The organism is Succinispira mobilis DSM 6222, from assembly GCF_000384135.1.
Classification (GTDB): domain Bacteria; phylum Bacillota; class Negativicutes; order Acidaminococcales; family Succinispiraceae; genus Succinispira; species Succinispira mobilis.
In genome coordinates this window covers 323,276-343,114 of the sequence record NZ_KB913028.1, presented here as the reverse complement: position 1 = coordinate 343,114, position 19,839 = coordinate 323,276, and the positions used below count along the sequence as shown (strand labels likewise).

Here is a 19,839-nt window from a genome sequence, read left to right as displayed (position 1 = left end):
ACATAACCCACACCTTTTCTAATTTTTATAGGGGAGCAATATCCGCAATTTTGGTATGTTCATCTACTCCATTAAGCACTAAAAATGCTAAATAATCCTTCACTAATTTCTCAACTGGTTCTTTTGTCGTTACTAAAACCCCTACTCCCACTGGCGTTGCATTAAATTCTTTGATTAAATCAATTAATCCTTGGGCCGTGCCACCAGCTTTCATAAAATCATCTATTATTAACACCTTTGCGCCAGGCGGTAACGACCGCTTAGGTAAAGACATAGTTTGCACCATCTTGGTAGAGCCACTTACATAATTAATACTCACTGTGGAACCTTCAGTAACTTTACTGCCACGCCGCGCCGTAACTAAAGGAATATCAAACGCTTTTGCCACCATTAGGGCAATTGGAATTCCCTTGGTTTCTAAAGTCATAATATAGTCAGGTTGCAAATGGTGCATCCTTGTATAAAACATTTTCGCTAAACGTTTACAGGTTTGTGGGGAAAATAAAATATCATTCATATACAAAAATCCACCAGGTAAAATTCGCTCTGGCGTTTTTAATAGTTGGGCAATTTCTAGCAATTGCTGTTGTTCCTCTTGTAAATCCCCTAATGGCAAGTAACGTACCCCGCCCCCTGCTCCTGTTACCGTCTCAATCGTCCCGAACTTGTACTCTTCAAAAGTACTTCTAATAGTTTGGATGTCCTCGCTCAAGGTAGACTTTGCTACTTTAAACTCCTCACAAAAATCCGCTAGAGAAAATAAATGTGATGGGTTATCAATAAAATTTTTAGTCAATCCGACTATTCTTTGTACCCGCTTCGCTTTACTCACAAATATCCCATCCTCTACTGTAAACTAAATATTTCTTTATTATACCACGCACAATTTATTCTCACAAGAAAAACGGGACTAAGAAACCATTGCTTTAGCAAAATCCTGCAAGTTTCATTGCTACTTTTTGCCCGCAACTAGTTACTAGTCCCTTATTTATATTTTTTCTAATTGTTCTTTTACTAACTGCCAATCACTTATTTTATCTACATCAATACCGATAGCCGCATAAGGTGATATAATCGCCTTGGCTTGGCAGCCCAATAATTTAGAAGCGCGTAATTCCACTGTACGCAGTGAGATTTTCGTAAACGCCCATTTTAGTAAAAAGCCCCAGCCAATAAGATTCGCTAGCCCCCAAACACTTTTACGCTTAGCAAAAATTTTATCTACGCCTGCCTTAGCTTGTTCTAGTGCTGCCACCTTGACCATAAACACATTCCCGCCCGTAAAGGTACCTTCTTGCAATGTTGCATAAGTACGTTTACTAGTTGGTGCAAATTCTTCAATGTTTTTTCTATTGACAATAGAATAGCAAATATCAGCAGGATTACGCACACAGCGTTCAATAAAATCTGTTAAAATTGCGCCTGTAATCAAGGGGATATCCGCAGTAAGTAATAAGACGCGCGGCCGAGTAGTTAACTGTGCAGCCCGCATAAAATTTTCATAAATATCAGCACTGCTTGATAAGATTTGCACGCGCTCTTGCTTAAGTTGTTTACACAAAAAATTTTTATCGCCCACCACATAAATTTTATCAATGCGCGGACTATCTAAAACCGCCTGAAGAACATGTTCCAGGAGCATTTTATCTTGCAACAGCAAATGGGCTTTATTTTGCACTTCCGGAAAAGCTTCTTTTAGGCTGCCTGTCATCTGCCCACCAGCAAGAATTATTGCATCTATCATTTTTGTCTGCCCACATCTATTAATTATTTTTCATACTAGCTTCTTTAATTGCCGCCAATAAGGTTTGTTCCGCATTTTCTAAATGTAAACGAGCCAATTCTTGCGCTCTTGTTACATCGCGACTGGCAATTGCATCAACTAAATCTTTATGTTCTTTTAAAGTATTATCAAGTCGACCAGGATAATTCATAGACCGAGTGCGTAAGCGTGTAAATTGATCACGCAAATTACTAATTATCCCTACCAAACGCTGATTATGACTTGATTGATATAAGGCATCATGGAATTGACTATCAGCTTCCACTATTTTATCAATATCGCCACTTTCGATTTGTTTTTCGACATTAATAAGTAGAGCTCTTAATTTAACCAGATCTTCATCCGAAATTCTTTCTGCGGTTAGACCTACAGCCAACACATCTAAAGCAATCCGGATTTCATAAACATCATTAATATCTTTTATCGAGATATCTGCCACATAGGTGCCGCGACGCGGAATCATGGCCACAAAGCCTTCTAATTCCAGCTTACGAATAGCTTCCCTAACCGGAGTACGACTTACACCCATTTCTTCGGCTAACTGAATTTCCATCAACCGCTCGCCAGGCTTGAAGATTCCATCAACAATAGCTTGACGCAAAGTATCACAAACAATTTCTCTCAAAGGTTTATAACTATCTAATTTAATGGGTAACAATTTTGCGCTCATAATTTGACATCATTTAAGTTAAGCTTAAATGATTGTCCCTTCACCTCTCTTGCATTTTTTTTATGAACAGGTACTGGTCAAATAACTATCACCCAAATGTTCCTTAGGTAATTCTTCTACAATTTTGCGAGCAATAGCCAAATTATCCACTACTGCAAAAACTGTCGGCCCACTTCCAGACATCAAGGCATAACTTGCTCCCCAATCGAGCATTGTCCTTTTTATTAGGCCAATTTCCGGATGTAAAGCAAGAGTTACACTTTCGAGATCATTGCCCATTGATGCAATAATCTCTTCTATTTTAGCAGTTTGTACAGCAGTTATCAACTGTCCAATATCTACTTTTCTAGTTACTTTTTGCAAATTAAAAGCTTGATAAACTTTTTGGGTAGACACACCAAAATTCGGTTTAAAAACAACTAGGTTCATTTTCGGTAAAGGCGCTAACGGTTGTAAAATTTCACCGCGACCAGTGGCTCTCTGTGTCCCACCTTGTACACAAAAGGCCACATCACTACCAATTTGCGTAGCCAAATTTTCTAGTTCGCGCATAGTTAAACCCGTCTGCCAAAGTCGATTTAAACCACGCAAGGTTGCCGCTGCATCCGAACTTCCCCCAGCTAAACCAGCCGCAATGGGAATTCGTTTTTGCAAAGTAATTTTAGCGCCACCTTTAAAACCAGTGTGCGCCGCTAACACTCGCGCGGCTTTTATAATTAAGTTTTCTTGAGGATCAGCCTGCAATTGCTGGTTATCGAGTTGCAAAGTTAGTTGTGAATCCCTCACAAAAGTTAGCTGATCCGCTAATTCAATACTTTGCATCAACATATCAACTTCATGATAGCCGTCTGCACGTTTTCCCAACACGCGTAACCCAAGATTAATCTTGGCCTTAGCAACTTCTATATACACAGCTTCACCTCACTATTATCATAATTTACACTCTTTTTATATTTTATCTGTTTTTATTATACATAATACTTTTGGTTTTGTAAATTTAAGTTGAAAATATTTTATTTTTTTACGGCTTCTTGTAAAGTAGCAAAGCTATTTGTTAATAAGGCAAATTCTTGCAAACTAAGTGTTTCCGCACGGCGCTTTCCATCTATCGCTGCCGTCTGCAACCAGTTTTCCACAAATTGACTATCGACGCCCATATTTTTCAAACAATTGGAGAGCATTTTGCGGCGTTGGCTAAAAGCCGCTTTTACTACGCGGAAAAATAATTTTTCACTTACTACTTCCACTATTGGTTGCGTGCGTTTTTTACAAACAACTACCGCCGATTGCACATTGGGGGCGGGCATAAAACAATTCGCGGGTACCACAAAAGCTAAACTTACTTCCGCGTGGTATTGTACGGCAATCGATAGCGCGCCATAGTCTTTACCACCCGGGCTGGCTACCATCCGTTCTGCGACTTCTTTTTGTACCATAGTCACTAACCGCTCAATCGGTAAGTCTTCTTCTAGTAATTTTAAAACAATCGGCGTTGTAATATAGTAGGGTAAATTCGCCGCTACTTTAAAACTTTGCCCTTGCATCAACGCCTTTATATCAGTCTGTAAAATATCGCCATGTATCACCTGTACTTGACCTGCGCCTTCTAGCGTTTTATCCAAAATCGGCAAGAGACGTTTATCCAGCTCTACTGCTGTTACCTTAGCACCAGCCAAAGCCAAACCCTGCGTCAAAGTACCTATACCTGGCCCAATTTCCAATACTGGTTCGTCCGGGGTAATTTCTGCGGCTTCAACAATTAGTCTAACCACCTCGGGGCTAATCAAAAAATTTTGCCCCAAGCTTTTGTTAGCCCGAATATTAAAAGTTCTAAGAATATGTTGCGTTACTTCCTTTTGGGCAATAATTGCTGGCATGCTGTTACTCCTCTTTATTTAATGTAAGTAGTGCCTGTTCAAACTCCCAGCGCGTTACTCCATAATTATTTAATCTATATACAAATTGCTTGGCATTAGCATAGCCAATCCCCAGTAATTCTCCTAGTCGATCTCGTTTGGCACTGGCTTGTGCCGTGCCTACTAATGAATTATTTAGTAGGTCTTGCTGACTAAACTCTTGTTGGGCACTCATATTTTGAGTGCGCACTTTACTCAAAGCAGTCCGAATCGCCTCTGGACTAGCCTGTTCCACACCAATATCATTATTTTTGCAAGCTTGCAACCGCGGAATAAAAGCATGTTTGGCTGCTGGAAAGCGTTCCGCTAAATATTTGCGAATACGTTCTCCCGCACCATCAGGATCGGTCAAAATAATAATGCCTCGCTTTTCATAAGCAATTTGAATTTTTTCCATAGTTCGTTTATTTAAAGCAAAACCACCTGTAATAATTACTTCTGCTTCAATCGCTTTTTTTATCGCAACAATATCTTGCTTACCTTCAGCTACAATAACTTCTTTAAGCAACTTCATCATCATCCTTTATATAAAATAGGGTTGACCAAAAGCTTAGCTTTGGTCAACCCTGCCTCTTTTAATACTCATCCAAAAGATACACTGTTACCTGTCTGCGCCCAAAACTTATCGCTTCTTGATAAGTATCAATACATAAGTCAATTTTGTGGCCTCGAATTGCACCACCAGTATCTGCCGCAATAGCGTGTCCATATCCAGGAATATATACTTGCGACCCTAGAGGAATAACTTGCGGATCAACAGCGACAACCCCACGTCGAGCAGGAATGCCCGTTGCCGTAATCCCACTACCCGAACCATCTAAGTATGGTGTGTAAGCCGTAGCTTGCATATCATACACAGCTCGATAGCGGAATGATCCCCGCGAAGTTTCTATCATATTTTTCTTACCTACCGCTACGATTTGTTCCTGCGGTTGTGCCAACACTTCTTCTGAAAGTTTTTCGCGTTTCACACTGCCATCAGCTGTTAGCGTTTCTTTGTATAAAACTTGTTTTTTCCCCAAAACCCCAGGGGTTATTACTCGTTTTTCGCCGAATTCTAAATGACTATCTGCCTGTTCACGTACTGCAAATTCCATAGTTTCTTCCACTGCATTTAGTTTTTCATTGTTACCTAACACGTGAATAGGAAGATCCACTCGTGGACGGTCGGTAAGTTTCACACTTACTACCTTGTTTGCATAATCCACTTTCATCAGTTTCAAAACTTCCGCAACTGTTGCCAAGCCCGTATTAACTACGTGCCTTTTACCTTGATTTATTACAGTTACAGGAATAGCTCGAATAACTTCGATTTTACTACCATCACGCACTTTAGGCGTGTCTAGAGCATAACCATCGTGTTCTGACAAATGCACCCCCATCTCTTGCAAGATTTTTTTTGGGTTGGTGCTTCTTGTTTCGATTTTTATATTTTTTCCATCAACTAAAACTTCTAAAGTTTTTTTGCTTGCCACAAATCCTGTCAAGACTAAAGCTACACACACTAAAACCGCCGATAATACAAAAATCCTTTGTTTTGGGTTTAATATTGTTTTTAACATTATATCACTCCTCACCAAGGCTGAAGTATTATAGCACGATTTTCAGTTTTTTGTCAAATTTAGCTGTTTACAGGCGTTTAGAGCTTGATTTTCGCGAATAAGTCGCTGATGTTCTTATTTGTGGCCTGCGCCAGGGTTTCAGTACTTTCACCACGTTCTTGGGCCACTCTTGCTAAGACTACCTGCACCATGTTCGGGATATTCCGTTTGCCCCGATAAGGCTCTGGCGCTAGATAAGGCGAATCAGTTTCCAATAAAATTCTCTCTAATGGTACAAAACGCACGACTTCTCTTAATTTATGCGCATTTTTAAAAGTTGCACTACCACCGAAAGACAAATAATAACCCATTTTCAAAAGTTCTTTGGCCATCTCCAAGGAACCTGAATAACAATGAAATACTCCTGGCACGCCCTTAGCCTCTGTTTTTATTATCTCCATAATATCCCCATGGGCATCGCGGTCGTGGACAATAATCGGCAAGTGCAATTGTTTTGCTAAATCAATATGTTCAATAAACACTCGTCTTTGTACTTCACGTGGCGAATGGTCATAGTAGTAATCCAAGCCAATTTCGCCAATTGCTACTACTTTAGGATGTTCTGCCCACTCCGCAAAGGTCTGCAAATCAGTGCTCTGCATTTTTTTAGCATCATGCGGATGAAAACCCAAGCCAGCATAAATATTATGATATTGTGTTGCATATTCTTTCGCAAGTCGCGAAGTTTCCAAGTCCGTTCCTGGATTTATTATTCCCAACAATTCTTGAGTAGCATCTTGCATAATTAATTCCCGATCTTCATCATACCAATCATTATCAAAATGCGCATGCGAATCAAATATTCTCGTCAACTTACTTCACCAAACTTCCTATTTTCATCCCTGGAACCTCAACTACCTGCAAATTGCCTTGATCATCCGAAGCAGCTAAAATCATGCCGCGCGATTCTACGCCCCGAATTTTGGCCGCTTTTAAATTAATTACCATAACTACGTGTTTGCCCACCAATTCTTCAGGTTGATAATGTAAGGCAATACCGGAAATTACCGTTCTCGTTTCATGCCCTAAATCCACTTCTAATTTTAAGAGTTTGTCGGCTTTTTTTACTTTTTCGGCGGCTAAAACTTTAGCAACCCGCAAATCACACTTAGCAAAATCATCAATGCTAAATTCTTCTTTAAGCGGTGCTAAGGGTTCAGGTAATTGTGGCGCAACTTCAGCCATTTTTTCGGCCAAATCAATGCGTGGGAAAACTGGTTGTTGTTTGTTAATTGCGGTATTAGCTGGCAAGCCACCCCAAGCAGTATCTACCAAACTAAATTCCGCTATCGACAAGCCCAATTGAGCGTAAATTTTCGGGCTAGTATGCGGAATATAAGGGCTTACTAAAATTGCCACAATCCGTAATACTTCTGCCAAATTATATAAAACCGTATTGAGACGCTCTTTTTGTGCGGGGTCTTTTGCTAATGCCCAAGGCATACTTTCATCAATATATTTATTGGCCCGACTAATTAATTGCCAAATTTCCCGCATCGCACTATTTATTTCCATATTATTCATGTTTTCTTGATAATTAATCACAGTTTGTTGCGTTAGTGCCATCAGTTCTTGATCTAAAGCATTGGGCTGTGCCGCGGGTAAAATTACAGAATTACTGAATTTTTCTATCATACCTAAGGTGCGATGCAAGAGATTACCTAAATCATTGGCCAAATCAGAATTAATGCGATTAATCAGAGCCTCGCGTGAGAAGTTGCCATCTGAACCCAAAGTAATTTCGCGCAACAAGAAGTAACGAATGCTATCGGCACCAAATTCTTCAATTAAGCCTAATGGATCAATTACATTCCCCTTAGACTTAGACATTTTATCGCCCTCAACTACTAACCAGCCATGACCATAAACTTTCTCGGGCAAGGGTAATTCTAGGGCCATTAAAATAATCGGCCAAATAATCGTATGAAAACGCATAATCTCTTTGCCAACTAAATGTAAACTAGCTGGCCAAAATTTAGCGAATTTTTCTGGATTATCTAAATAACCGGCAGCCGTAATATAGTTTGTCAAGGCATCAAACCAAACATATACTACATGTTTATTGTCCACAGGCACAGGAATACCCCAATCAAAAGTCGTGCGCGAAATACATAAATCTTCTAGGCCTTGTTTAATGAAATTAATCATTTCATTGCGCCGCGAAGCAGGTTGAATAAACTCAGGATGAGCTTCGATATGTGCCAATAACGCGTCTTGATATTTACCCATTTTAAAGAAATAGCTTTCCTCTTGCACCGTTTCCACAGGTCGCTTGCAATCAGGGCATTTTCCATCTTCTAATTGGCGCTCTAACCAAAAAGTCTCGCATGGTGTACAATATAAGCCTTCATAAGTAGATTTGTAAATATCACCTTTAGCAAAAATCTTTTCAAAAATTGCTTGCACTACCTTATAGTGGCGTTCTTCACTAGTTCTGATAAAATCATCATTTGTAATACCTAATTTTTCCCACAAAACTTTAAAATTATCAACAATCGGTGTTACATATTCTAAGGGAGTTATCCCTTTTTCTTGAGCTTTGCGTTGAATTTTTTGACCATGTTCATCCGAACCAGTTAAGAAAAATACTTCTTTACCTTGTAAGCGTTGGTAACGCGCAATAGTATCAGCAATCGTCGTACAATAAGCATGGCCGATATGCAAATTATCACTAGGATAATAAATTGGTGTTGTAATATAAAAAGGTTGTTTCGTCATCTAACTTTCGTCCTCCTCCAAATAAAAACCATTAATTTTCTTTGTTAATAAATGTATTATACACTACTTTTTTGGGGATATTAAGTTTTTTTGCAATTTGAGCGATTGCTTGCTTTTTATCTAAGCCCTGCGCTAAGTAGTTTAGCAATAACTGTTCTAAGTCAGCAGGATTGTTTTCTGTGGCAGGAGGCTCGCTCTCTAGCGCTAAGCCACTAATTTCCGCACTAGCAACAACCAAAACAAATTCACCGCGCGCACCATTTTCCGCCAACCACTGTAAGGCCTCAGAAATTCGCCCGCGGAAAATTTCTTCATGGATTTTAGTTAATTCCCGGGCTACAGCAATACGGCGATCCCCTAATTGTTCCAGTAAGGCCCGCAAAGTCTCACCCAAACGGTGTGGTGCTTCGTAAAAAATCAAAGTAGTATTGAGTTTCTCTAGTTGTTGCAACTCTTGGCGCCGATGTTTCGACGTTTTGGGCAAAAACCCGGCAAAATAAAAGGTGCGAGTCGGTAGTCCTGAGGCTACTAAAGCACTGAGAGCTGCATTGCCGCCACTAATTGTAAATACTTTAAAACCCCGTTGTACAGCTAAACTTACTAATTCTTCGCCTGGGTCGGAAATCCCTGGATAACCAGCGTCACTGACAACCACAACTTCACCGCCTTGAGCCAAGGTCGATAAAATATATTCATTTTGTCTTGCTTTATTATGCTCATGATAGCTGATTAATTTTTTCGCTACTATTTGAAAGTGATTGAGTAATTTTAAGGTATGCCTAGTATCTTCGGCACAAATCAAATCAGCCACCTTTAAAATTTCAATACCGCGGGCTGTCATTTCCGCTAAATTCCCGATTGGCGTAGCGCACATATATAAATTACCCATGACTATTTCTCCTTAATTTTCTGGTCTCTGCAAAGCATAATAGGCTTGTAACGCAGCCGTGTACTGGCCATTATCTTGATAAACCACTAACGGGGGGAGAATTTCTAAGCCCCCACTATTGGCTTGAAAAACAGCTTCTAGCAAAAAAATTTTTGCCGGGCCGCTGGCGTAAGAATGGACAAACTGTAAGCGTTTAGGCTCTAATTGATACTTTTTTAAAAAACAAAGTGTATCCGTTAAGCGTTCAGCCAAATTTACTATTGCCAAGCGACCTCGGGTTTTCAGCACCTTACTAGCGGCCACAATAAAATCCTCCAAGTCGGCTGTCAGTTCATGACAAGCACTACTAGCGGCGACATCTGTCCGTACTTTACCAGTTTGAGCGCGTCGATAAGGTGGATTGGCCACCACCACATCAAAAACACCTAGGCTTTGTAGTTGTTTGTGAACTTTTAAATCTAATTGCAAAGCTTGTACTTGTGTTTGCAAATTATTATGGTTAATACTCCGCTGCAACAAACAGACAAGACGTGGATTAATATCCACGCCTATTACTTGTTGTGCACCACGCAAGGCAACTAACAAACTAATCGCGCCTGTACCTGCACCTAATTCTAGAACTCGGGCCTGCTTTTTCAAATTCAAAAAGTTCGCCACCAAGACACTATCCATCGTATAGCAGAGCACATCTTCCGCTTGCCAAATTTGATATTCCGCGCCTAATAAATTATCTAAGCGTTCTTTACAGTTCATTTTTGACCGCTGTAACCTCCACCACTTCATCGATGCTTAAAGTTAGCACATTGTCAGCCGCCAACTCTACAGTAACTAGATGTTGTTTGCGATTTACACTTCGAACCATGCCTTCACCTAGGGGAGTTACCACTTTTTGTCCAGGGCGAGGAATGAATTCCCGACAACTCTTGCAATTTTGATTGCAATTTCCTTCGTACATATGGTTTTCATATTTCAAACAGCACATCAAACGACCACAAATACCTGAAATTTTGGCAGGATTTAAAGATAAACTTTGATCTTTAGCCATGCGAATTGATACTGGTTCAAAATCACCCAGAAAAGTAGCACAGCACAACGGCCGTCCACAACAACCTATTCCGCCAAGCATTTTTGCTTCGTCGCGCACCCCAATTTGACGTAATTCAATGCGAGTCCGAAATACCGCGGCCAAATCTTTTACTAAATCTCTAAAATCAATCCGCCCTTCAGCGGTAAAATAGAAAATTATTTTATTTACATCAAAAGTATATTCTACATCAATTAATTTCATCGGTAATTGATGAAAGATAATTTTTTCTTCACAAATGCTGAAGGCTTCTTTTTGTTTGCGACAATTTTCTTCGTAAACTTTGGCATCCGTTTCATTGGCTTTGCGAATTACCGGTTTTAAAGGCGACACCACCTCTTCTTCGCTAACCTCTTTCGGACCAATAACCACTTCACCGTATTCTACACCGCGGATAGTCTCTACTATCGCAAAGTCACCTTTGGCAATACTGGTATTTATCGGATCAAAGTAATACACCTTGCCTGCTTTTTTAAACCTTATTCCTACTACAATCGGCAAAATAACCCCTCCTGTTTTCAATCAAAATATATACATAAATCGTCTACTAGTAACTTAACACTAATATTTAAAGCCAGCATCTTCTCTTGGCGTTGCAAAAATTGAAGATAGCCGTGCAATTGCTCACCAGTAAAACTTGTTTGTAAGCTTCGTAATTCTAACTGTCTATCTATATTATACAATAATTGTCCACAACCATTTTGCAAGAGCAATAAATCGCGTAAATAAAATTGCAAAAAAGTATTTAAAAGTTGTAGTTGCTCCCGCTTACTAATTTGTTGACAATTAAGTTTATTGGCCACCAATAATAACTTTCTTTGTGCGCTAGCTGTAAGTATTTCTAAAGCTAGTTCGCGCAACTGTAAACTTTCTTCTTGCAAATAGAGGCGCGCCAACTGCGGTTTGAGTTCCGCCAGTAATACACAGGCACGTTTTTGCAGCTCAGTGCCTTCTACTAAGGCTAAACTTTGATATACTGCTTCGGAATCATTTTTTTGCAGACGCCATTGCAAGGTCCGCGATAAAATAGTTGGCAAAACTGCTTGACAGTTTTCCGTGGTAAACAAAAATAGTCTTTCGCCATCTGGCTCTTCTAGATTTTTTAACAAACTATTAGCTGCTTCTTTATTTAGCCGCTCCACATTTAAAATTATAATGACTTTTAATTTACTAATTCGCGGTGCATAAGCTAATTTCTCAAGCAATTGTTTAACCTGTTCTAGCTTTATTATGCCCGCTTTGCCAGCTGGTTGTAATATTTGCAAATCAGGATGTGCCTGCACTTTCAAACTGCGGCAACTACTACATTGCCCGCAAGCGCCTGCACTTTGCGGTTGCAAACACAAGGCATATTCTGCCAAACTTGGCAAGACTCGTTCATCTAAGCCCGCTTGACTAATATCTAAGAGCAAAGCATGGGGTCGTTGTTTAGAAGTTATAAATCTGTGTAAATACTCTTGATCTGCTCGTGACAATAATAGATCTGCTAATAACAAAACCTCACCCCATTAGGTATACATATCCACCAACATACCTTTAATTACATCTAATTTTTCCATAATTGATAATTGTTTTTCTTGCCCAATCCGTACGTCTTCCGCCAATTCTGCTAATTTGCTATCAACCTTTTTGACAACCGTGTACATTTTTTGGCGACCACGATAATCCCAACCCACACTGGATTCTAAGAGATATGCACGGTTTATCGATTCGGACATAAAATTTTTCACCAATTCACGATAGCTTTTCAATTCTGCATAAGTAGGGTTTTGACTTAACTTAGCTCCCTGCTCATTAATTTTTTCAAACAATTCTTCTAAGCGTTTTTGATAATCACCATCAGTTTTATCGACTAATTCAGTGAAAAAAGCCCCTTTGCTTTTTTCCACTTTAGTATTATTTTCACGCTCATTTAAAATAGTTGCCTGCGGTGTTGCAAATCCTTGTACCTTTAACATTAAACATCGCCCGCCTTTTTATATATACTCTTGTAGACTGTGCCAAATTGCAGCTTGTACTGCACTAATCTCTTGACTGGCATCTATTTTTTTGATTCTCGCAGGGTATAGTTCTTGTAACTGCGCAAACCCTTGGCGCACTAATTCCTTAAAACTTTCTTGTTCTAATTCCAAGCGATCTTGTGGAACGCCACGCTGTAAGCGCCGCGTTTCTAAAACTTCTCTTGACGCAGCTAACCAAAATGTTACCTGTGGTAACAAGCCTTGGGTAGCAAAATCGTTAAGTCGGAGAACCTCCGTTAAACCTAAACCTCTAGCCAGCCCCTGATATACCAAGGTTGAATCCAGAAAGCGATCACAAATAACAATTTTTCCCGCCTGTAACGCTGGTTTAATTACCTGCTGTACATGCTCTGCTCTAGCTGCCAAATACAACAACAATTCCCCCCGCGCGCTTATCTGCAATTCCTTGTCTAAAAGTATATCGCGAATTTTTTCCGCAACTTTAGTACCTCCAGGTTCTCTTGTTATAATAAGTTCTCGTCCTTGAGTGCGCAAAGTTTCCGCCAACAACTGTACCTGCGTACTTTTACCGCACGCATCAGCCCCTTCAAAACTAATAAATAAACTTTTCATTTTTCACCTGTACTCTAACTTTCTTTTAGCACTTCTAGATACTGCAAACTAGAATCTTGACAACCAGTAACTGCTACTCCTAATTGTACCATCTGTTGACAATACTGCAAACAGTATTTGCTTAAAATTTCCCCAGGTAAAATGCAGGCAATTCCTGGTGGATAAAAAACAATACTTTCTGCGGCTATTCTCCCCACTGCTTCTTTAAATAAAACTCGTTCGCGCGGGGCATAAAAAGCCTTGCCAAAATCAAAACCACGTTCTGGCAATTCTAGCTTAGGCAAAGTGCTGACAGATTTTGGGGAACGTTGTGGCAAAGCACGAATAACTTGGACCAACCCCTCTAAGCGCGCCGGTTCTTCGGCATAACTAAGAAGTAGCAGTACATTATGAGCATCTACTAATTCTACAGCATAGCCAGCCTGACGCAACAATTGCCCAAACTCGACACCTGTATAGCCTAATCCACTCACTTTCAGCAATATTTTACTAATATCTTGACTGACCACACTCTCTCCAGCGCAATCTTGCAGTTCCAACACCGTTAACCCGGGGATAGCTTTTAGCTGCTGCCGCAGTTTATTTGCCATCTGCCAAGCTCTCTCCAGCAATTCTGCTCCTTGAGTTTGCATTAAATAGCGTGCCGCATCCAAGGAAGCCAGCAACAAATAATTAGGGCTAGTGGTCGTTAGCATACTCATCATCGCCGTAATTCTTTGATAATCAAGCCGCACAGATTTTAAATGTAACATTGAAGTTTGCGTTAAAGAACTCAAGCTTTTATGGGTACTTTGCGCCACAGCGTCCGCTCCCAAACTTAAAGCTGGAGCAGGAAATTTTTCACTAAACCCCAAATGAGCTCCATGCGCCTCATCCACCAATAATACTGCCCCATAGGCATGCGTGATTTGCGCAATTTCGACAATATCAGCACTTAAACCATAATAATTCGGACTAGTAAGCAGTACCCCTTTGATATCTGGCTCTTGCGCTAAAGCCTGTGCTACTTGCTCCGGTTTTACCTGCAAGCTAATTGCAAAATCTGCTTGATATTCGGGTTGCAAAAAGCGCACTTGATAATTAGCTAAAACCAGCGCTGCCAAAAGCGAACGATGCATATTCCTAGCAATTAACAACTTGTCTCCCGGTTGAAAACTCCCGAGCAACAAAGCTTGGAGCGCACCGCTAGTCCCATTTACAGCAAAGAAACTTTTATCGGCTCCAAAAGTTTCTGCCGCTAATTGTTGAGCTAAAGCAATACAACCCTCAGGGGCATGTAAATCATCGAGTTCTTGCATTAAAGAGACATCAATCGCCAAAGCCGCGGGGCCTAATAATTGTTGATACTCGCGGTTAAGGCAACGGCCGCCTTTATGCCCTGGCGTGTGCAAAGGATAGACATCTGCCTGCGCATAGTTTTGCATTGCTTGTAAAATCGGCATTGATTTGTTCATCTTCTTTACTATCCCTCTCTAGTCTGTACTACCAGTAACTTTTAAAATATAGTTTTCCGTATTTATTACCAAGCGAATAGTCGTGCCTTTACCTGATTCTGAAGTGATATCTAAATCACCGGTAAACAACTTGGCCCGCTCCCGCATCCCAAGCAATCCATAATGGCCGCTGGCAATTTTATCTAGTTCAAAGCCCTCGCCATTATCGATAATTCTTACCCAAATTTGCTCATTAGTATAGGTTATTTCTATGCAAGCATACGTTGCCTTAGAATGGCGTAAAACATTACTCACAGCTTCTTGGACAATTCGATAGATGCCTACCTCTAAGTGACTTGCTAACCGTACTACCCGCCCGGTAATTTTAAGCTGCAAATCTATTTCATTTTCTTTTTTAATTTTTTCTACATAATTTTTTAGAGTCGGAGTCAAACCTAAGTCATCTATGGACATTGGTCTTAAATCAAAAATAATATTGCGTACGTCCCCTAAGGTTTCACGCACCATATCAGTTAACAAACTCAATTCTTGTTTGCAACGAATCGGATCTTGATCGATCAATTTCTTGCAAAATTCTGCCTTGAAGCTAATTCCAGCAATACTTTGTGCTGGCCCATCATGAATATCTCGAGCTAAACGCAATCGTTCTTCTTCTTGACCATAAATAATATATTCACTTTGTAATTGGCGATAGCGTAAATCCTTGATTTCACCCAACATTTCTAACATTTGGTTGCCCAAATAATTCGTCACTTCTTGCAAATGATGGGCTAAGTTTGCCGCTTTTTTTATTTTATTGATATAAGCTAATTGCTTTTGTTTATTACTCTTTATTTCCTTACTTACATCCAAAGCTTGGCTCCGCAATTTCTCTACTTCTTCTTGCAAATAACTTACCTGGGCATAAGCTTGTTGCAATTTGTCTTCGGACAAATCTTCTACCGCACTACTTACTTCGGCTAAAAAGCGGCGGGCTCGCTTTTCTTCCCGCTCTTTTTCTTCTAATTTTTTTTGAATATCCGCCATGTTTTTTTGTAGCTTATGGTCGAAAATACTCACTACTTTAAATTCATTTTTTACCATTTTATTAAATTCTTCAACCTGCCAACGTCCGTTATTGACACTCATTAACACCTGTTGAATTATTTCATCTAAGGAACCTTTATTCAAAGCCACACCTCCTTTGCCATTCAATATTTAGACAAAAATACCGTCCTCTACATTGGCGCTTCCCCAATTGTAGCGGACGGCTTTTTTTGCGCCGCGTTTTGCAACGTAACTTTTAAAGTTTAGCTAATTATTATAATTTTATTCTACTTACTGTTTCTTGTAAACGGCAAGCCAAATTGGTCAGAGCCGTACTTGCAGACGCAATTTCTTCTACTGCCGCTGATTGTTCTTGAGTTGTAGAACTAATATTATGCGTATTTTTATTTACTTTATCCGCTAATTGTTTTACACCATCAACGCTTTCACTTACAGTGCCAGCCAAGCTAGATAGACCACGCATTGATTTGGTAATATGGACAAATTCTCGGTCGAGATTTTCAACCATGCCCAAAATGCCTGTAAATCTTTCACCCATATCGCCAATTACCCGCGTACCTTTGGCTACTTCTTGATTACCAGTTTGCATGATTTGCGTTGCTTGCATAGTTTCTTGTTGAATACGCTCAATAATGCCACTAATTTCTAAGGCGGCTGCTTGCGATTGTTCAGCTAATTTGCGTACTTCTTCCGCAACTACTGCAAAACCACGACCTGCTTCTCCAGCGCGAGCTGCTTCAATTGCTGCATTTAACGCCAATAGATTAGTTTGGCTAGCAATGGCACTAATTACATCGACAATTTCGCCTACTTTTTGCGAACTATCATTGAGCACGCTAATTACACGTGTGGATTCTGATACTGATTGGTTGATACTATTCATTTGCGTAGTTGCTTCCACTACCGCTGTTTGGCCTACCATTGCGGCTTGTGCGGTTTCTTTGGATTTACCTGCCAGGTTATCTACCACTTGTACTACTTCTTCGATATTTTCAATCATACCATCCACAGTAGCTACAGAGGCATCAAAGCTATTAAGTTGTTGACGATTTAAATCAGCCACACTTACACTAGCTTCGGCAATCCGCATTGCCGCACCCGCAGAATGTTCGGCATTAGCACTTAATTCTTCACTAGATGCAGCCACTAATTCTGAGGCTTCGGAGATATTTTGCACGATATCTACAAGATTTTTTTCCATTACATTCATCGCTGTAAGTAGTTCGCCAATTTCGTCCGAACGATTATTGGCAATTGCCGCGCCACTTAAATCTCCGGCCGCAACCGAATTTGCTCTTTCCACCACAACTGCCAAAGGCTTAGTAATATTACGTGCTGTATAAACACCTGCAGCTGCCGCAGCTACTATTCCTAGTAACATTATCAACAAATAAGTTTTTTCAATGCCTCTTACTTTTTCATTGTTTTGCGTTACCCGCAGTTGCATACGGTCAATCAAAAAGGCACTTACTTCCGTAGTCAAAGCCGTAGTGGTCGCATATGTTTTTTCGTTAGCACGATAATATGCTTGTGCTGGTGCAACCTGTCCTTGTTGAATCATTTGCATTATTTTTGCCGAAACTTCTTCATCTTTACGAATTTCCGAAGTTAATTTTTTTACATATTCCTTACCTTCGGGAGTAATCATCTTTTTACCTAAACTTGCCAACAAATCGTTAGCTTTTTTGGTATTAGCTTGATAAGCTTCCAAAGAAGCTTTATTCCCCGTAAAAGTATAGTCTTGAATTAGCATTTGTTGTTTTTCGGCAACCATCGCTAAGTCCTTAATTTCAAATACCAATGGTGCACTTCTAAGTACTAAACCTTGGTAAGAAACTTCAATATCATTCATCCCTTTTTGTGCATAAAAACTTAAACTAACAAAAATTGCAATAATTAATCCAAAACCTAATAAAATTCTTTTGGTTATTGTTAATTTCAAATCTCTCTCCCCCTAATCTCTTTTACTCTTAAAACTCCCCCCACTACCTAAAACTAGTTCACCTCCTATAATTTTAGATTACCCAAATATAAGCCTAGTTAATAAGTGCTGGTATATCTTGCTAGTAACGTTTTTCCATAAAATTTTAGAGTTAACTAAACTTCAATATTTAATACAAAATAAAATATCTTAGTATACAGTTATAGTTCGACAAAAACTGAGAAATTCCTCTTAAACTGCTAAAGAATTATCTAAATTCCTCATAATTATCTAAAAATAGTTATTGTGCCTCGTAACTTCAGAGCTTATTCGTCGCACTGACAAACACATATAAAATTATATCGCCATTTTTTTCTAATTTATTCAGTATAATTTAGCCTTTTTGTCTAAAAATTTGTGATAAATATTGCATTTCCAGCCTTGCCAAAGCTTTTTTATTGCATATTATTGCATGTTTATTAATTGTTCTGCCCCTAATAATAAGCGAAAAGTTGGACTAGAAATTAATTTTTCATCCATTATCAAAACTTTAGCAGTGCGCACTGCTTTGATATTCTCATAACCTGGGCGAGCTATAATAACTTCTTTGCTTACCTTAGCATTCATTATGCCTTTTTGAGCAATATAAATATCAATTTTATCGGCCTGTAACATTAATTCTTCTAAATCAAAACTGGCAATACTTGTACCCTTGTCAACCACGGGTTTACCAATGAAAATTGGTTGATAGCCTAGTTTGGTTATTAAACCTGCAGGAATACTGTCTGGGGTTGTCGTCCGTTGGTTGCTAGTGGCCTCAAAAAACACCTTCGCTTGTTTTTGGGTATTAGCTTGCGTTAATTTGGCAAGTTGTTGCTCAAAATTCGTCAATAATTCTTGCGCTTTAACACTTTTGCCAGTTAATAAACCTAATTTTTGAATATACTCTGGGAAATCAGCATATTTCTCGGGATATAAACTTATTACTTGAATACCTGCGTTTTCTAGCGCTTTAACAAAATCGGGATAACCCCGCTTAACAAAAGGTCTAATCAAAACAACATCCGGTTCTTGCGCAATTACTCGTTCTGGATCAGCTCGATAATCAAACTTAGTTTTTTGCAATGCCGCCGGCGGATAATTTTCGCTTGTACTAACCCCAATAATTTCCGCATCTAAGCCTAAACTAAATAAGTTTTCCGTATGTGCCGAGTATAAAGAAATTATTTTTTTGGCAGGTTTTGCTAGTTTAACCAGCTTACCCGTGTCATCAGTAAATTCAATCGTAGCTTGTTTTGTTTTTTCTCCAGCTGGCTGGTTTCCGCCCTGTTGACCACAACCAACTAGCAACAAGCTCGCAACCAAGAAAAAAATAAATAATTTTTTCATTAAACCCTCCTTGGAGGAATTACCGCTAAGGCATTTTCTCCTACGGGCAAAACATCAATATTAAATACCTGTTTAATGTTTTCCACCGTCATTACTTGGTTACATTGTCCATAAGTGAAAATTTTTCCCTGACTAAACATAACCACCTGGTCTGAGTATTGTTTAACTAAATTCAAGTCATGCATTACAGATAACACGCTGAGTTCTTGCTTTTGTACTTTTTGTTTTAAGATATCTAAACACTGCAAACTGTAATACATATCCATATTAGCAAAAGATTCATCTAAAATTAATAATTTGGGTTGTTGTGCTAAGGCTTTCGCCAAAAAAATCCGTTGACGCTCCCCCCCAGAAAGTTCTGTAATCAAACGATCAGCGTACTGTAAGGTTTCTGTATCGCGCATCGCTTGATAAACAATTTCTAAATCAGTTGCAGAGTTTTTGCTCAACACGCCTGAATTATAAGGGCGTCGCCCCAATAACACTAAATCTAGACAGCTAAAAGGAAAGCGTATTTGCAAATTTTGTGCTACTGTGGAAACTGTCTGCGCCAAACTAGCTAAACTATAATTAGCTAAAGGTTTACCAAACAAACTCAATTCACCTTGAAAATCTTGCCGCTCACGTGTCAACAAGCGCAAAAACGTCGTTTTTCCGGAGCCATTAGGCCCGATAATACTCGCAAATATTCCGGGTGGCAAAGAGAACTCCACTTGTTGCAAAATCTGTTGTTGTCGATATGAAAATTTTATATTTTTCGCCTGTATCATCTG

The 19,839-nt window shown here is 39.4% G+C and carries 20 protein-coding genes; all 20 read right to left on the bottom strand.

All coding sequences use genetic code 11. The annotated features are described in order from the left end of the window. Window positions 1-25: 25 nt before the first annotated feature. The 20 genes from purR to SUCMO_RS10115 all read right to left on the bottom strand — a co-directional run bounded on the left by purR (window position 26) and on the right by SUCMO_RS10115 (window position 19,836). Window positions 26-832 (bottom strand): pur operon repressor, encoded by an 807-nt coding sequence (purR, locus tag SUCMO_RS0101645; RefSeq protein WP_019878668.1) that lies wholly within the window; start codon window positions 830-832, stop codon window positions 26-28. Window positions 833-988: 156 nt separating this feature from the next. After that, complete coding sequence (locus tag SUCMO_RS0101640; protein WP_019878667.1) at window positions 989-1,744, bottom strand: nucleotidyltransferase family protein; 756 nt, start codon at window positions 1,742-1,744, stop codon at window positions 989-991. Window positions 1,745-1,763: 19 nt separating this feature from the next. Then, a complete protein-coding gene (locus tag SUCMO_RS0101635) occupies window positions 1,764-2,453 on the bottom strand; it encodes a GntR family transcriptional regulator (RefSeq protein ID WP_019878666.1) in 690 nt (229 codons plus the stop codon). Window positions 2,454-2,513: 60 nt separating this feature from the next. Next, window positions 2,514-3,365, bottom strand: coding sequence for a 4-(cytidine 5'-diphospho)-2-C-methyl-D-erythritol kinase (ispE, locus tag SUCMO_RS10125; protein WP_019878663.1), 852 nt, complete (start codon window positions 3,363-3,365; stop codon window positions 2,514-2,516). A 101-nt stretch (window positions 3,366-3,466) separates the two neighbouring features. Then, on the bottom strand, window positions 3,467-4,330 hold the full coding sequence (rsmA, locus tag SUCMO_RS0101625; RefSeq protein ID WP_019878662.1) for a 16S rRNA (adenine(1518)-N(6)/adenine(1519)-N(6))-dimethyltransferase RsmA: 864 nt from the start codon (window positions 4,328-4,330) through the stop codon (window positions 3,467-3,469). Between the two features lie 4 nt (window positions 4,331-4,334). Then, the gene (gene rnmV / locus SUCMO_RS0101620) at window positions 4,335-4,877 is read right to left on the bottom strand and encodes a ribonuclease M5 (protein ID WP_028953830.1); all 543 of its coding nucleotides are present in this window, start codon (window positions 4,875-4,877) and stop codon (window positions 4,335-4,337) included. Between the two features lie 67 nt (window positions 4,878-4,944). Beyond that, window positions 4,945-5,931: a resuscitation-promoting factor gene (locus SUCMO_RS0101615; protein WP_019878660.1), complete on the bottom strand. Its 987-nt coding sequence runs from the start codon at window positions 5,929-5,931 to the stop codon at window positions 4,945-4,947. 77 nt (window positions 5,932-6,008) lie between these two features. Further along, a complete protein-coding gene (locus SUCMO_RS0101610) occupies window positions 6,009-6,782 on the bottom strand; it encodes a TatD family hydrolase (RefSeq protein ID WP_019878659.1) in 774 nt (257 codons plus the stop codon). 1 nt (window position 6,783) lies between these two features. Then, window positions 6,784-8,688: a methionine--tRNA ligase gene (metG, locus tag SUCMO_RS0101605; protein ID WP_019878658.1), complete on the bottom strand. Its 1,905-nt coding sequence runs from the start codon at window positions 8,686-8,688 to the stop codon at window positions 6,784-6,786. Window positions 8,689-8,719: 31 nt separating this feature from the next. Further along, the gene (gene rsmI / locus SUCMO_RS0101600; protein ID WP_019878657.1) at window positions 8,720-9,577 is read right to left on the bottom strand and encodes a 16S rRNA (cytidine(1402)-2'-O)-methyltransferase; all 858 of its coding nucleotides are present in this window, start codon (window positions 9,575-9,577) and stop codon (window positions 8,720-8,722) included. Between the two features lie 12 nt (window positions 9,578-9,589). Then, a complete protein-coding gene (locus tag SUCMO_RS0101595) occupies window positions 9,590-10,330 on the bottom strand; it encodes a tRNA1(Val) (adenine(37)-N6)-methyltransferase (RefSeq protein WP_019878655.1) in 741 nt (246 codons plus the stop codon). Then, complete coding sequence (locus SUCMO_RS0101590; protein ID WP_019878653.1) at window positions 10,320-11,162, bottom strand: PSP1 domain-containing protein; 843 nt, start codon at window positions 11,160-11,162, stop codon at window positions 10,320-10,322. The genes SUCMO_RS0101595 and SUCMO_RS0101590 overlap by 11 nt, the downstream gene beginning before the upstream one ends. Window positions 11,163-11,179: 17 nt before the next feature. Continuing rightward, window positions 11,180-12,157, bottom strand: a complete 978-nt coding sequence (locus SUCMO_RS10865) for a DNA polymerase III subunit (protein WP_019878652.1) — start codon at window positions 12,155-12,157, stop codon at window positions 11,180-11,182. 12 nt (window positions 12,158-12,169) lie between these two features. Further along, entirely contained in the window at window positions 12,170-12,619 is a 450-nt protein-coding gene (locus SUCMO_RS0101580; RefSeq protein ID WP_019878651.1) for a YaaR family protein, read from the bottom strand. An 18-nt stretch (window positions 12,620-12,637) separates the two neighbouring features. Beyond that, window positions 12,638-13,255 carry a dTMP kinase gene (gene tmk, locus SUCMO_RS0101575; protein WP_019878650.1) on the bottom strand — a complete coding sequence of 206 codons (618 nt, stop codon included), beginning with the start codon at window positions 13,253-13,255 and terminating at the stop codon, window positions 12,638-12,640. A gap of 14 nt (window positions 13,256-13,269) precedes the next feature. After that, on the bottom strand, window positions 13,270-14,709 hold the full coding sequence (locus tag SUCMO_RS0101570; RefSeq protein ID WP_019878647.1) for an aminotransferase class I/II-fold pyridoxal phosphate-dependent enzyme: 1,440 nt from the start codon (window positions 14,707-14,709) through the stop codon (window positions 13,270-13,272). 18 nt (window positions 14,710-14,727) lie between these two features. Beyond that, window positions 14,728-15,879 (bottom strand): sensor histidine kinase, encoded by a 1,152-nt coding sequence (locus tag SUCMO_RS0101565; RefSeq protein ID WP_019878646.1) that lies wholly within the window; start codon window positions 15,877-15,879, stop codon window positions 14,728-14,730. A gap of 130 nt (window positions 15,880-16,009) precedes the next feature. Next, entirely contained in the window at window positions 16,010-17,698 is a 1,689-nt protein-coding gene (locus SUCMO_RS0101560) for a methyl-accepting chemotaxis protein (protein WP_019878645.1), read from the bottom strand. A 444-nt stretch (window positions 17,699-18,142) separates the two neighbouring features. Beyond that, complete coding sequence (locus tag SUCMO_RS0101555) at window positions 18,143-19,066, bottom strand: ABC transporter substrate-binding protein (protein ID WP_019878644.1); 924 nt, start codon at window positions 19,064-19,066, stop codon at window positions 18,143-18,145. Beyond that, entirely contained in the window at window positions 19,066-19,836 is a 771-nt protein-coding gene (locus tag SUCMO_RS10115) for an ABC transporter ATP-binding protein (RefSeq protein WP_019878643.1), read from the bottom strand. Before SUCMO_RS10115 ends, SUCMO_RS0101555 begins: the two co-directional genes overlap by 1 nt. Window positions 19,837-19,839: the final 3 nt, after the last annotated feature.

What these genes read in the sequence shown, in the direction of transcription:
- SUCMO_RS0101580 (WP_019878651.1), bottom strand. Translation starts at nt 12,619, where the DNA reads ATGTTAAAGGTACAAGGATTTGCAACACCGCAGGCAACTATTTTAAAT.
- SUCMO_RS0101555 (WP_019878644.1), bottom strand. Translation starts at nt 19,066, where the DNA reads ATGAAAAAATTATTTATTTTTTTCTTGGTTGCGAGCTTGTTGCTAGTT.
- SUCMO_RS0101640 (WP_019878667.1), bottom strand. Translation starts at nt 1,744, where the DNA reads ATGATAGATGCAATAATTCTTGCTGGTGGGCAGATGACAGGCAGCCTA.
- rsmA (WP_019878662.1), bottom strand. Translation starts at nt 4,330, where the DNA reads ATGCCAGCAATTATTGCCCAAAAGGAAGTAACGCAACATATTCTTAGA.
- tmk (WP_019878650.1), bottom strand. Translation starts at nt 13,255, where the DNA reads ATGAAAAGTTTATTTATTAGTTTTGAAGGGGCTGATGCGTGCGGTAAA.
- SUCMO_RS0101635 (WP_019878666.1), bottom strand. Translation starts at nt 2,453, where the DNA reads ATGAGCGCAAAATTGTTACCCATTAAATTAGATAGTTATAAACCTTTG.
- SUCMO_RS0101595 (WP_019878655.1), bottom strand. Translation starts at nt 10,330, where the DNA reads ATGAACTGTAAAGAACGCTTAGATAATTTATTAGGCGCGGAATATCAA.
- SUCMO_RS0101615 (WP_019878660.1), bottom strand. Translation starts at nt 5,931, where the DNA reads ATGTTAAAAACAATATTAAACCCAAAACAAAGGATTTTTGTATTATCG.
- SUCMO_RS0101570 (WP_019878647.1), bottom strand. Translation starts at nt 14,709, where the DNA reads ATGAACAAATCAATGCCGATTTTACAAGCAATGCAAAACTATGCGCAG.
- SUCMO_RS10115 (WP_019878643.1), bottom strand. Translation starts at nt 19,836, where the DNA reads ATGATACAGGCGAAAAATATAAAATTTTCATATCGACAACAACAGATT.
- metG (WP_019878658.1), bottom strand. Translation starts at nt 8,688, where the DNA reads ATGACGAAACAACCTTTTTATATTACAACACCAATTTATTATCCTAGT.
- rsmI (WP_019878657.1), bottom strand. Translation starts at nt 9,577, where the DNA reads ATGGGTAATTTATATATGTGCGCTACGCCAATCGGGAATTTAGCGGAA.